Raw genomic sequence first — 12559 nt, 5'->3', positions numbered from 1 at the left:
GATTTCCTCGGTGCTTTCCAGGTTTCCGCTCTCGCGTTTCCCTTTCCGGCGGTTCCGACTTTATCAGAAGTTCCGGGCCGGATTGACCAGCCACTCATTTCCGAATCATCGGGAGGGGCTTCTCGGGAATCGATGTTCCACTGAAGCAGACAGATACTCACTGGGCCCGGTCTGGACTACGTCCACTTCCAGGCAACTGTTCGAATCTACCTCCCCACGCGCTCCGTGTCAACGGCTCTTGTGGGGCGAAGAGGAGACTAGCAGTTCAACAGGGGTGTCCGCACATCAGGCCGCCGTTGGCACGGCAGCACTGCGCTCGGCTGCCTCAACGTCGCCTGTCTCTCCGGCTCGGGCGGCACGGCCGCCGAGGACATAGACGTATGCGAGGAATGCCAGCTCAGCTATGACGCCGATGGTGATGCGTGCCCAGGTGGGCAGGCCCGACGGGGTGACGAAGCCTTCGATGGCGCCGGAGACGAAGAGGACCAGGGCGAGGCCTATCGCCATGCCGATCGCGGCTCGGCCCTCCTCGGCGAGGGCTGAGCGTCGGGTGCGAGGGCCGGGATCGACGAGGGTCCAGCCGAGGCGCAAGCCTGTGCCGGCGGCGACGAAGACCGCGGTCAGTTCGAGGAGACCGTGCGGCAGGACCAGGCCGAGGAACGTGTCCAGGCGTCCTGCCGAGGACATCAGGCCGAAGCCGACGCCGAGGTTGAGCATGTTCTGGAAGAGGATCCAGAGCACCGGGAGGCCGAGGAACACTCCCAGGATCAGGCACAGGGCGGCGGCCCAGGCGTTGTTCGTCCAGACCTGGGCCGCGAAGGAAGCCGCGGGGTGGCTGGAGTAGTACGTCTCGTACTGGCCGCCGGGGCGGGTGAGCTCGCGTAGTTCGCTGGGGGCCGCGATGGTCGCCTGTACTTCGGGGTGGGTGCCTATCCACCATCCCAGGAGGGCTGCAACAAGGGTCGACAGGAGCGCCGTGGGTACCCACCAGTGTCGCGATCGGTAGACCGCGGCTGGGAAACCGTGGGCGAGGAAGCGGGTGACATCGCGCCAGGAGGCGCGTCGGGTGCCTGTCACGGCACTACGCGCGCGTGCCACCAATTGGCTGAGTCGGCCCGTCAGCTGGGGGTCGGGGGCGCTGGACTGAATCAGGGAGAGATGGGTGGCGGTGCGCTGGTAGAGAACGACAAGTTCGTCGGCCTCGGCTCCGGTGAGGCGGCGCTGGCGCCCGAGCAGGGTTTCGAGGCGGTCCCACTCAGCTCGGTGGGCGGTGACGAAGACGTCGAGGTCCATCTGCTTTCCTGCTCCCCGGCTGTTCGTCGGCGACTCGTCGTGGGTGTCAGCTTGTCGTACTGCGGCGCGATGCGCCCTCAGCTTGGCAGACTGGCCATTCGAGGGGCAGGTCAGGGGAAGGACGGACTGCGTGAGTGAGCTGGTGACGGGCGAGGCGGTGGCGCTGGAGTTGCGCCCCGCGAAGCTGCCCAGCAGGGCGCTGGCCGTCCTGGTCGATCTGGCTGTGGCCGTGATCGCCTATATCGCCGTGACCATTGGCGTGGTGGCTGCCACCGCTTCTCTGGACGAGGCGGCGCAGACCGCGCTGTCGATCGCGATGTTCGTTCTGTTGCTGGTCGGCGGACCGATCGCGGTGGAGACGCTGAGCCATGGGCGTTCGCTCGGGAAGTTGGCGTGCGGGCTGCGCGTGGTGCGCGACGACGGCGGGCCGATCCGGTTCCGGCATGCGCTGGTGCGGGGACTCATCGGTGTGATCGAGATTCTGATGACTCTCGGCGTCGTCGCCGTCATCGCTTCGCTGGTGTCCGCGCGCGGGCGGCGGCTCGGTGACGTGTTCGCGGGGACTCTTGTCGTACGCGAACGGGTGCCACTCGCGCGGACGGGCTTCGTTCCTCCGCCTCCGCCGTGGTTGGCCGGGCGGTTTTCGGGACTCGATCTCTCGGCGGTTCCCGATGGGCTGTGGCTCGCCATTCGCCAGTACCTGACGCGGATGCAGCAACTCGATCCCCAGGTCGGCTGGAGCATGGCGGAACAGCTCTCGGCGGACCTCGCGGCGCGTACGGGTACTCCGGCGCCGCAGGGCGTGCCGCCGGCCGCGTATCTGGCGGCGGTTCTGCAGGAGCGGCAGGCGCGAGAGGCGCGGCGCGCCTTCGGGAACGGGCCGGGGGCGGGCGGGGCGGCCGACAGTGTCGGTGTCGGTGCTCGTACACAGGGCCCGTACGGTCCGGCGGTCGTTCCGCCCGCCGCTGCTGTGCCGCCGCCAGGCGCGTACGGCTCGGGGGTGGCTGGGGTCGGCGGTCAGCCCGGAGTTGGTGCGGAAGCGGATCGTTCCTCTGTACCGCAGGACGTCGTGCCGCAGACCCAGGCTCCGCAGGAAGCCTCATCGGCAGACCGGCCCGCCACCGGCTTCGCACCTCCGGCGTAGCCCCTGTTTCCGGCGCGTGGCGCCGCGACGAAGTGGCGACCTGCACGACCTCGCTCAAACGAACGTGGACGGCGGCGACTCCAGGTCCTCCAGTTCGATGCCGGGGGCCGCGAGAACCACGTCGCCCGTGATGTGTACGGCGTGCTGCTCACCCGTGTCCAGGGCTGTGACCTGGTATTCGTCCACGGTCAGGGGGCCGTTGTCAGTGGCGTGTGTTTCTCTGTTCACCAAGGCCCAGGACTGGTCCACGGTGCGCGGGGCGAGGACCGGATCCGTGAGGGCCACGAGGCGTACGCGGGTTGCCGCGGCGGAAGGGGTGAGGCGCAGGAGACGAGTGGTGGCGATGAGGAACGCGGGGGATGTGCCGGTGAAGGCATGGGCGCGCACATTGCCTTCCGTGGCGTGAGCCCCGGTGGGGTCTGTACGGACCCAGGTGACGCCGTCGAGGGCGGCGCCGCGTACCTGCCAGCCGCCCGCGTGGAGTTCGAGACGGATGGGGCGGCCGAGTTCGTCCAGGGCAAGGTCGACGGAGCCGCTGTGATCGCCTGCTGGGGTGGTCAGCTGGGAGACGTAGCGCCAGCCGGAAGGGCCGGGGGCGCAGTGGAAGTGTTCTTCTGCGAGGGGGGTGTGATCGTGCGGATCGTGGAGCGAATATCGGCCGCGGGGCATCGGGGTCCTGGGTCTTGACGGGCTGATCCGGCTGTACGGCCAAGGGCCGCATGAGCCAAAGGGGCAGGCCCCCGGCACGGGGGTGCGGGGGCCTGCCTCTGAGGACCTGCTGCTGAGAGGACGGTCGGCTCAGTAGCGGTAGTGGTCCGGCTTGTACGGGCCCTCGACCTCGACGCCGATGTACGCGGCCTGCTCGGGGCGGAGCTGGGTCAGCTTCACGCCGAGCGCGTCCAGGTGGAGGCGGGCGACCTTCTCGTCGAGGTGCTTGGGCAGCGTGTAGACGCCGATCGGGTACTCGGACTGCTTGGTGAACAGCTCGATCTGGGCCAGCGTCTGGTCCGCGAAGGAGTTGGACATCACGAACGACGGGTGGCCGGTGGCGTTGCCCAGGTTCAGCAGGCGGCCCTCGGACAGGACGATGATCACCTTGCCGTCGGGGAAGGTCCAGGTGTGGACCTGCGGCTTGACCTCGTCCTTGACGATGCCCGGGAGCTTGGCGAGGCCGGCCATGTCGATCTCGTTGTCGAAGTGGCCGATGTTGCCGACGATCGCCTGGTGCTTCATCTTGGCCATGTCTGAGGCCATGATGATGTCCTTGTTGCCGGTCGTGGTGATGAAGATGTCGGCCTTGTCGATGACCTCGTCGAGGGTCGTGACCTGGTAGCCGTCCATCGCCGCCTGGAGCGCGCAGATCGGGTCGATCTCGGTGACGATCACGCGGGCGCCCTGCCCGCGCAGGGACTCCGCGCAGCCCTTGCCCACGTCGCCGTAGCCGCAGACCACCGCGGTCTTGCCGCCGATCAGGACGTCGGTGGCGCGGTTGATGCCGTCGATCAGGGAGTGGCGGCAGCCGTACTTGTTGTCGAACTTCGACTTGGTGACGGCGTCGTTGACGTTGATCGCCGGGAACAGGAGGACGCCGTCGCGCTGCATCTCGTACAGGCGGTGGACGCCGGTCGTGGTCTCCTCGGTCACACCGCGGATCTCGGAGGCCAGCTGGGTCCACTTCTGCGAGCCGTCCGTGATGGTGCGGTGCAGGAGCTCGAGGATGACGCGGTGCTCGTCGGACTCGGCGGTGTCGACCGAGGGGACCTTGCCGTCCTTCTCGTACTCGACGCCCTTGTGGACGAGGAGGGTGGCGTCACCGCCGTCGTCCAGGATCATGTTCGGGCCGCCGGTGGGCGTGTTCGGCCAGGTCAGGGCCTGCTCCGTGCACCACCAGTACTCCTCCAGGGTCTCGCCCTTCCAGGCGAAGACCGGGACGCCCTGCGGGTTGTCCACCGTGCCGTTCGGGCCGACGGCGATGGCAGCGGCCGCGTGGTCCTGGGTGGAGAAGATGTTGCAGGAGGCCCAGCGGACCTCGGCGCCCAGGGCGACCAGGGTCTCGATGAGGACGGCGGTCTGCACGGTCATGTGCAGGGAGCCGGTGACTCGGGCGCCGGCCAGCGGCTGTGCCTCGGCGTACTCCTTGCGGATCGCCATCAGGCCGGGCATCTCGTGCTCGGCGAGGGTGATCTCCTTGCGGCCGAACTCGGCCAGGGAGAGGTCGGCGACCTTGAAGTCCTGTCGGTTCTCGACAGTCGTCATTGCGAGCTGCTCCTCGGGGTTGGGTCGAGGGTGGGTACGGCTGGTCTGCGCGGCGGCGGACACCGGGGTGCCCGAAGAGGACACAGGCATGCCCGCGTACGCGCAGCGCAGTCCGTCGGAGGCCCTCTCTCCCTCGGTCGGTCCGTGTCGGGACCGCCCGACCGCCATCAGCAGCGACGTCTGGCTCTGTCCCAAGCTACACCGGGAGGTCCGGCCGCCCCCAGTCCGCCTACGAACAGATCGCGCCATCAGCGGGCTCGGGGAGGGGGCGAGGGGTCGTTCATGGTCGGTTGCGGGTGGAGTGGCGGTCGGGTGTGGGGGCGATGGGCGGGAGCGATAACAGGACACCACCGAAGCGTCGGCAGGAGGGGATGAACCGGGATTGTCAGGGATCTTTGCGCCTTTGAGTCTGCGGCGGGGTGGTGCAGGATGCCCGGGAGATCTGAACAACTGATCGATCTTGCGGGGCGTCCGGGACGGCGATTCCGCATGACAAAGGCGTTAGGAGATCGATGTGACCAGTCAGGCCGGCCCTCCCCCCACGGGCAGCGGCGGTGGCGAGCGGAAGCGGTTGAAGCTGCTCGCGGTGACCGCGTGTCCGACCGGCATCGCGCACACGTACATGGCCGCGGAGAAGCTCGCGCAGGCTGCCGAGAGTCGCGGTATCGACATGAAGGTGGAGACGCAGGGATCCATCGGAGCCGAAAACGTCCTCGATGACAACGATGTCAACACCGCGGACGGCATCATCGTCGCCGCGGACAAGGACGTGGACCTGAGCCGTTTCGTGGGCAAGCGGGTCCTCACCGTCGGGGTGGCCGAGGGCATCCGCCACCCCGAGCGGCTGATCGAGCAGGTGCTGTCGGCGCCTGTGCACACGGCAGGAGGCGCCCCCACGGCCCCCGCGGCCGGCCGCGGCAAGGAGCGCAGCGTCGGGTACAAGGCGCTGATGAACGGGGTCAGTTACATGATCCCGTTCGTCGTGGTCGGCGGGCTGCTGATCGCGATCTCGCTCTCGCTCGGCGGGCACACCGACCCGTCGGGCGGTCTGGTCATCCCGAAGGACTCCTTCTGGATTGACGTGAACAACATCGGAGTCATCGGCTTCACGCTGATGGTGCCGATTCTGTCCGGTTACATCGCGTATGCGATTGGGGATCGGCCCGCGCTCGTGCCGGGCATGATCGGTGGCTGGATCGCCAACACCGGTGAGCTGTACGACTCCAAGGCCGGGGCGGGCTTCATCGGGGCGATCGTGACCGGGTTCCTCGCCGGGTATCTGGTGTTGTGGATCAAGAAGGTCAAGGTCCCGAAGTTCGTGCAGCCGATCATGCCGATCATCGTGATTCCGATCGTGGCGACGACGGGGCTCGGGCTGTTCTTCATCTACGTGCTCGGCAAGCCGATCTCCTGGGTCTTCGAGCATCTGACCAGCTGGCTCAGCGGGATGACCGGCACGAGCGCGATCCTGCTCGGCGCGATTCTGGGGCTCATGATCGCGTTCGACATGGGCGGGCCGGTCAACAAGACGGCGTTCCTGTTCGGTGCCGGGCTCATCGCGACCGGCAACCAGACGGTCATGGGCATGTGCGCGGCCGCGATCCCGGTCATGCCGCTGGGTCAGGGCCTGGCCACGCTGATACGGAAGCGGCTGTACACCGAGCAGGAGCGGGAGACGGGGCTCGCCTCACTGTTCATGGGCTGCTTCGGCATCTCCGAGGGGGCGATCCCGTTCGCCGCGGCGCGGCCCGCGCAGGTCATCCCCGCCAACATGCTGGGCGGCGCGGTCGCCGGTGCGATCGCCGGGGTCGCCGGCGTCGAGGACGCGGTGCCGCACGGCGGGCCGATCGTGGCCGTGCTGGGTGCGGTGAGCGGTGTGCCGATGTTCTTCGTGGCCGTGGTGATCGGCTCGGTCGTCACCGCGCTGACCACGGTCGCCCTGGTCGACCTGCGTGAGCGTGGGCAGCGAGGGGAGCAGGTCGGTGGTGCGGGTTCGGACGGGCCGGTGCTCGCGAGCGGGCCCGCGTTGGTCGGGGTGGGTGTCGGAGCGCCGGGGGCTGGTGGCGTCGGCGCAGGGTCGACTGCTGAGGCCGTCGGCGAAGTGGCGGGTGCCAGTGGCGTCGTAGTGCAGCAAGTTGTGCGTGAGGCGGAGGCGGGTGACGCCACCGACGCCGGTGGCGCCCCGGGCGCGGTCCTCTCCGGCTATCTCACCGGGCAGACCGTGAAGGTCGAACTCGATGCCGCCGACAAGGAGTCCGCGATCCGGGAGATGGCCGGGCTGCTCGCGCGTACCGGCAAGGTCGCGGATGTGGACGAGCTGGTTGCGACCGCGCTCCGGCGGGAGGCGCAGGGGACGACCGGGCTCGGTGAGGAGATCGCGATTCCGCATGCCAAGACGGATGCGGTGACCGCGCCGGTCGTGGGGTTCGCACGGTCCACGGAGGGCGTCGAGTGGGGCTCGCCGGACGGTACGAAGGCGAGGCTGGTGTTCATGATCGCCGTACCGGAGGCGGCCGCCGGCGACGAGCATCTGCGGATTCTGGCGCTGCTGTCGCGGAAGTTGATGGACGTCGGGTTCCGGGAGCGGCTGCTGGCGGCCGGGGACGAGGCCGCGGTGCTCGGTGTGCTGAGCGAGATCCAGTAGCAGGGGCTAGGAGCGCCGCGCAGCGGTAGCCGAAGTGCGGGCCCGCGGCCATCGGGCCGGGGCCCGCACGGACGGTTCACTGACGGCCGCTACCCTCTGCCGCCGCGGAGGTTCCGCATGGGGAGGGAGTGCTGATGAAGCAGGCGCGAAGACTCGCGGTCACGGCGTGGGTGATGGGCTCGTTGGGTCTGGTGCTCGTGATCGCGTCCGTGCTGTGGCTGCGGACGGGCTATGTGCTGTCCAGCATGTCGGGCGAGAACATGCGGCCCACGTACGAGATCGGCGACCGGATCGTCGCCGAGCGCGTCGACGGGGACGAGGTGGGACGGGGTGACCTGGTGCTGTTCACGGCGCCGGAGCGCTACGGCGAACCGGCCGTCATACAGCGCGTCATCGGCGTCGGAGGCGACCGTGTCGTCTGCTGCGAAGGTACGGACACCACGCGGGAGCGGATCACCGTCAACGGGAAGGCGCTCAGCGAGCCGTATGTGAAGGACGGCATCGCCGACGGGCTGCACCGCCCGTACGACGTGACGGTGCCCGAAGGCCGGCTGTTCCTCCTCGGCGACTACCGTCAGAACTCGCGCGACTCCCGTTTCTTCGCCGAGGACCACGGCGGGACGGTGCCCGTCGGCGCGATCATGGGCCGGGTGATCGACAGCTATGCGATGCCGATGCTGCTCGCCTCGGCCGCGCTGTTCGGGCTGCTTCTCGCGGTCGTCGGGCTCGTCCTGGGGATCACGGCGCGGAGCGTTCGGCGGCGGCAGGCGGCGCAGGTTGCCTTGTGGCCGGAGCGTGGGTGACGAACCCACCGCAAGGGGATACGTGACGGGGGCCCGCCGATCGACTCGGCGGGCCCCCGTCGCCGTACGGACACATGCCCTACTGCGAGCTGTCGTACGGAACGTCAGTGCTCGGCGTCGCCGTGCTGTACCGGTCCCCCGGGCGTCGCCTCGCGGTCGGCGCCCTTCGCCGCCTCGGCGTCGCTGTAGATGTCGGGCTCGAGGTAGATCACGCGGGCGATCGGGACGGCCTCGCGGATGCGAGCCTCGGCGGCGTCGATGGCGGAGGCGACCTCGGCGGCCGTGGCCTCGCGCCGGACGGCGATCTTGGCGGCGACCAGGAGCTCCTCGGGGCCGAGGTGCAGCGTGCGCATGTGGATGATGCGGGTGACCGCCTCGCCGTCGACGACGGCGGCCTCGATGTTCTTGACCTCCTCGACGCCCGCGGACTCGCCGAGCAGCAGCGACTTGGTCTCAATGGCCAGAACGACGGCGATCAGGACGAGCAGGACGCCGATGCAGACGGTGCCGATGCCGTCCCAGACACCGTCGCCGGTGATCAGCGCCAGGCCGACGCCGCCCAGGGCGAGGATCAGACCGACCAGCGCGCCGAGGTCCTCCAGGAGGACGACGGGCAGCTCGGGGGCCTTGGCGTGGCGGACGAACTCCTTCCAGGACTTCTTGCCCCGCAGGACGTTGGACTCCTTGATGGCCGTCCGGAAGGAGAAGGTCTCGGCGATGATCGCGAAGACGAGGACGCCGACGGGCCAGTACCAGTGCTCGATCTCGTGCGGGTGCTTGATCTTCTCGTAGCCCTCGTAGAGGGCGAACATGCCGCCGACCGAGAACAGGATGATCGAGACGAGGAAGGCGTAGATGTAGCGCTCGCGGCCGTAGCCGAAGGGGTGCTGCGGGGTCGCCTCGCGCTGGGCCTTCTTGCCGCCGACCAGCAGCAGGGCCTGGTTGCCGGAGTCGGCGAGCGAGTGCACGCCCTCGGCGAGCATCGACGACGAGCCGCTGAACGCGAACGCCACGAATTTCGATGCCGCGATCGCGAGGTTGGCGGCGAGTGCCGCCACGATCGCCTTGGTACCGCCTGACGCGCTCATGTGTCGCGTTGTCCCTTCGACTTCGTGGCCTTCATGACCTTCGTGGCCTTCGTACGTACCCCGTCCGGGCGTCGCCGAGGGGAGCGCGCGGCCCCCGTTCGGCTTTGCCCGTCCTTTGCCGGTGGGCCATTGTTGCAGCCCGGTCCGACAATGGCGCGCCGGGTCGTCGGATGGCCTCGGTCAGGCGACGACCGTGGCCCGGAAGACCGTACCGGCCCCGGACACTTCGGCCTTTTCGCCCGCCGGTACGAAGACGGAACGGCCCGGCGTCAGCTCGTGCTCGCCGGCGCGGACGGAACCCGCCGTGCAGAGCAGGATCTGCGGGGTCGCGCGCGTGAGGTCGTGCGCGACGGTGCCCTCCGGGAGGACGTACCGGGACAGCCGGAACTCGTCGATCGGGGTCTCGTAGACCTCCTCGCCGTCGGGGGCGGCCTCGGGGCGCAGCACGCCCGGGTCGCCCGCCTCGAAGTGGACGATGCGCAGGAGTTCGGGGACGTCGACGTGCTTGGGGGTCAGGCCGCAGCGCAGGACGTTGTCGGAGTTGGCCATGATCTCCACGCCGAGGCCGTTCAGGTACGCGTGCGGAATGCCGGCGCCGAGGAACAGAGCCTCGCCGGGCTGCAGGCGGACGTGGTTGAGGAGCATGGCGGCGATGACGCCGGGGTCGCCCGGGTAGTGGTGGGCGATGTCGGCGTACGGGGCGTAGTCGCCGCCGAGGCGGGAGCACGCGGCCGCGGCCTCGGTGACCGTGTGGGCCATCTCGTCCGGGTCGGCGGTGAGGATCGCGGTGAGCACCTCGCGCAGGGCCGCGTCCTCGGGGTGCGCGTGCAGCAGGTCGACGTACGGCTTGAGGGAGTCCACGCCGAGGCCGTCGAGCAGGTCGGCTGCCTGGAGGGGGTCGCGGAAGCCGCACAGGCCGTCGAACTCGGTGAGCGCGCAGATCAGCTCGGGCTTGTGGTTGGCATCCTTGTAGTTGCGATGGCCGGCGTCCACGGGGATGTTGCGGCGCTCCTCGTCCTCGTAACCCTCCTTCGCCTGCTCCAGGTTGGGGTGCACCTGGAGGGAGAGCGGGGCGCCGGCGGCGAGGATCTTGAGCAGGAAAGGCAGGCGGGGGCCGAACTTCGCCACGGCCGTGGCGCCCAGTTCGCGCTCCGGGTCCGCCTCGATGACCTCGACGAGCGTGCCGCGCCCGGTGCGCGAGGGTGCGCCCGGGTGAGCGCCCATCCACATCTCCGCCTGCGGTTCGCCGGTCGGCTCGACTCCGAGGAGCTGCGGGATCGCGGTCGTGGAACCCCAGGCGTAGGGGCGGATGGTGTTGTCGAGGCGGTCCATGCGGGTGTCTGCCTGCTCTCTGTCCGGGGGGGCGGGCGGGTGCTCTGCCGGTTCTGGTGTGTGCAGACGCGGGTTCTGGTGTGTGCGGACGCAGGTTCTGGTCCGCCCTGTGTCCGACTGCCGTCCGTGCGTCTGGCTCGCCCCGTGTACAACTGCCGTTCGTGCGTCTGGTTCGCCCTGTGTACAACTGCCGTTCGTACGACGGTTTCTCGTGCGTACGGCTGTCAGGGCGCCCTGGGATAGATCAGGCCCTCGAGGCGAGCGCCAGGTAAACGGCGGCGAAATCCGTGATGGCGATCAGTTCCGCGAGGGTCTCCAGTTCGCCGCCGGCCTCCGGCTCCAGTTCGCTGATCGGCGTGTCATGGCTCAGGGCCAGGTCCCGGGCGGCAGGCGCGGCGGTGATGCCGCCGAGCGGGCGGTCGCGCAGCAGGACCACGCGCGCGTGCAGCGCGGGTGTCTCCTCCACGCGGTCGCGGAAGAAGTCGTCCGGGTCGGCGCTCCCCGCGAGCCGGCCGGCGAGCAGGGTGTTGTGCGAGGCGAGCGCCTCGGGCAGTTCGGCGACGAGGGAGGGGTGGCCGGAGAGCTCGGCGAGCGCGGCGGCGAAACGGCGGCCGGCCGGGCCTGCGGAGACGCCCTCGGTCCAGATCAGCGGGAGCGTGTCGGCGAGTTCGGCGGCCAGGGTCTTGGCGGGGTTGCTGTAGGTCGCGATGGCGGGGCCACAGCGCTCGGCGATGTGGTCGAGGCGGTCGGCGACCTTCTCGAGTTCCTCGGGCGGCGCGGCGAGCATGCCGGTGCGGTCGAGGAGCGCCAGGAGCGGGGTGAGCAGCGCCCACAGGACGCCGGGGGCGGAGGCGGCGAGGGGTTCGTCCTGCTCGTACGGGGCCGTCGCCATCGGCACGAACAGGCCGTGGTTGTTGTGCACAGCCTCGGTGAGCGGGGAGCGGGCGGGGGCCACGGCGACGACCGTGCAGCCACGCCGGTAGGCCTGCTCGGCGAGCAGGGACAGGCCCGGCTCGGTGCCGTCGGGGGTGGCGATCAGCAGCAGGTCCACGGAGCCGGCCCAGCCCGGCAGCTCCCAGCGCAGGGCGCCCGCGGCGGGGGCGACGCCGGAGGGGGCCAGTCGGGTGACGGGGCTGGTGGCGCCGGCGAGTGTGCCGAGGAGGTCGGCGACGCAGATGGCGGCGGCGCCGGGGCCCGCGATGAGGATGGCGCGGGGGCGGCCGTCGGGCTTGAGATCGTGGACGCCGGCCTCGGCGGCATGCCGGGCGGCGGTGCGGACGCGGGCGCCGGCTTCGGCTGCGCCGCGGAGCAGGGCGCGCTGGTCGGCCTCGGCGAGCGCCTCCGGCGTGTCCAGCAGCGATTCGTCGAGCAGGGGCGACGGCCTCCGATCGCCGGGGGGTTTGGGGGCGGGGCGGGGGTCTTGCGCGAGTGTGTTCGCCGGGGGGGCTCGGTGGCGGGTTGGGTGTTGGTTGGGTTTGTGGGTGCGGGTGGTGAGTGCGGGGTTGTGAGTGCGGGTGCCGGGTGCGCGTGCGGTGGGCCGTCGTTTTTACGCCGGTGGCTGGGGCGGCTGTACTGCGGTCGCCGTGGCGTTTTTGTGACGGTGACCGTGGCGTCCGTGCGTCGGCAGCCTGGGCGTGGTTACGCCGGTGGCCGTGGCGCCTCTGAGGCACTGGCCGTGGCTGCGGCGGTGGCCGTGGCGTCGTTATGCCGGTGGCCGTGGCCTCTCGTCACGCGGGGCGGCGGGCCTCGTCGACGAGCAGAACCGGGATGCCGTCGCGGACGGGGTACGCCAGGCCGCAGTCCTGGCCGGTGCAGGTCAGCTCGGCGTCCTGCTCCTTGAGCGGGGCGTGGCAGGCCGGGCAGGCGAGGATCTCCAGGAGGCCGGCTTCCAGCGGCATGAGGGGTCCCTTCTGGGGCGGGTGGGGGCGGTACGTGCGTGTGTGCGGATGTGCCTGGTCAGCGTACCGCCGGTGGGGGCGGGGTGGCGGGGTTGGGCGGG

The 12559-nt window shown here is 70.0% G+C and carries 10 protein-coding genes; 3 read left to right on the top strand and 7 right to left on the bottom strand.

The genetic code is table 11. From position 1 onward, the window contains the following. Window positions 1-285: 285 nt before the first annotated feature. Window positions 286-1293 (bottom strand): stage II sporulation protein M, encoded by a 1008-nt coding sequence (locus ABD932_RS30015; RefSeq protein ID WP_345017326.1) that lies wholly within the window; start codon window positions 1291-1293, stop codon window positions 286-288. A gap of 130 nt (window positions 1294-1423) precedes the next feature. Here ABD932_RS30015 and ABD932_RS30010 point away from each other — a divergent pair, with 130 nt between their 5' ends. After that, window positions 1424-2437: an RDD family protein gene (locus ABD932_RS30010; protein ID WP_345017324.1), complete on the top strand. Its 1014-nt coding sequence runs from the start codon at window positions 1424-1426 to the stop codon at window positions 2435-2437. Window positions 2438-2491: 54 nt separating this feature from the next. Here the strand turns inward: ABD932_RS30010 and ABD932_RS30005 are convergent, their stop codons facing one another. Both ABD932_RS30005 and ahcY read right to left on the bottom strand, forming a co-directional pair. Then, a complete protein-coding gene (locus tag ABD932_RS30005) occupies window positions 2492-3106 on the bottom strand; it encodes a hypothetical protein (RefSeq protein WP_126392678.1) in 615 nt (204 codons plus the stop codon). Window positions 3107-3235: 129 nt separating this feature from the next. Continuing rightward, a complete protein-coding gene (gene ahcY / locus ABD932_RS30000) occupies window positions 3236-4693 on the bottom strand; it encodes an adenosylhomocysteinase (protein WP_126392679.1) in 1458 nt (485 codons plus the stop codon). Between the two features lie 514 nt (window positions 4694-5207). On the opposite strand from ahcY, the gene ABD932_RS29995 reads away from it, so the two are divergent. Both ABD932_RS29995 and lepB read left to right on the top strand, forming a co-directional pair. Further along, on the top strand, window positions 5208-7337 hold the full coding sequence (locus ABD932_RS29995) for a fructose-specific PTS transporter subunit EIIC (protein ID WP_345017320.1): 2130 nt from the start codon (window positions 5208-5210) through the stop codon (window positions 7335-7337). A gap of 134 nt (window positions 7338-7471) precedes the next feature. Continuing rightward, the gene (gene lepB, locus ABD932_RS29990; RefSeq protein ID WP_345017319.1) at window positions 7472-8140 is read left to right on the top strand and encodes a signal peptidase I; all 669 of its coding nucleotides are present in this window, start codon (window positions 7472-7474) and stop codon (window positions 8138-8140) included. Window positions 8141-8244: 104 nt separating this feature from the next. On the opposite strand, the gene ABD932_RS29985 is transcribed toward lepB, so the two are convergent. From ABD932_RS29985 to ABD932_RS29970, 4 genes are all read right to left on the bottom strand, one after another. Then, on the bottom strand, window positions 8245-9228 hold the full coding sequence (locus ABD932_RS29985) for a cation diffusion facilitator family transporter (protein ID WP_345017317.1): 984 nt from the start codon (window positions 9226-9228) through the stop codon (window positions 8245-8247). Between the two features lie 180 nt (window positions 9229-9408). Next, window positions 9409-10560, bottom strand: a complete 1152-nt coding sequence (gene manA, locus ABD932_RS29980) for a mannose-6-phosphate isomerase, class I (protein ID WP_345017316.1) — start codon at window positions 10558-10560, stop codon at window positions 9409-9411. A 244-nt stretch (window positions 10561-10804) separates the two neighbouring features. Next, window positions 10805-11932 carry an SIS domain-containing protein gene (locus ABD932_RS29975; protein WP_345017331.1) on the bottom strand — a complete coding sequence of 376 codons (1128 nt, stop codon included), beginning with the start codon at window positions 11930-11932 and terminating at the stop codon, window positions 10805-10807. 355 nt (window positions 11933-12287) lie between these two features. Then, a complete protein-coding gene (locus tag ABD932_RS29970) occupies window positions 12288-12458 on the bottom strand; it encodes a Trm112 family protein (protein ID WP_126392684.1) in 171 nt (56 codons plus the stop codon). Window positions 12459-12559 lie beyond the last annotated feature (101 nt).

Origin of the sequence: Streptomyces shaanxiensis, from assembly GCF_039537145.1 — a bacterium.
Taxonomy (GTDB): domain Bacteria; phylum Actinomycetota; class Actinomycetes; order Streptomycetales; family Streptomycetaceae; genus Streptomyces; species Streptomyces shaanxiensis.
The sequence above is the reverse complement of the archived record's forward strand: the minus strand, read 5'-3'. Positions and strand labels throughout refer to the sequence as shown.

Bases quoted from the DNA above. Each gene is read 5' to 3' on its own strand.
- ABD932_RS29985 (WP_345017317.1), bottom strand. From the start codon at position 9,228: ATGAGCGCGTCAGGCGGTACCAAGGCGATCGTGGCGGCACTCGCCGCC.
- manA (WP_345017316.1), bottom strand. From the start codon at position 10,560: ATGGACCGCCTCGACAACACCATCCGCCCCTACGCCTGGGGTTCCACG.
- ahcY (WP_126392679.1), bottom strand. From the start codon at position 4,693: ATGACGACTGTCGAGAACCGACAGGACTTCAAGGTCGCCGACCTCTCC.
- lepB (WP_345017319.1), top strand. From the start codon at position 7,472: ATGAAGCAGGCGCGAAGACTCGCGGTCACGGCGTGGGTGATGGGCTCG.
- ABD932_RS30015 (WP_345017326.1), bottom strand. From the start codon at position 1,293: ATGGACCTCGACGTCTTCGTCACCGCCCACCGAGCTGAGTGGGACCGC.
- ABD932_RS30005 (WP_126392678.1), bottom strand. From the start codon at position 3,106: ATGCCCCGCGGCCGATATTCGCTCCACGATCCGCACGATCACACCCCC.
- ABD932_RS29970 (WP_126392684.1), bottom strand. From the start codon at position 12,458: ATGCCGCTGGAAGCCGGCCTCCTGGAGATCCTCGCCTGCCCGGCCTGC.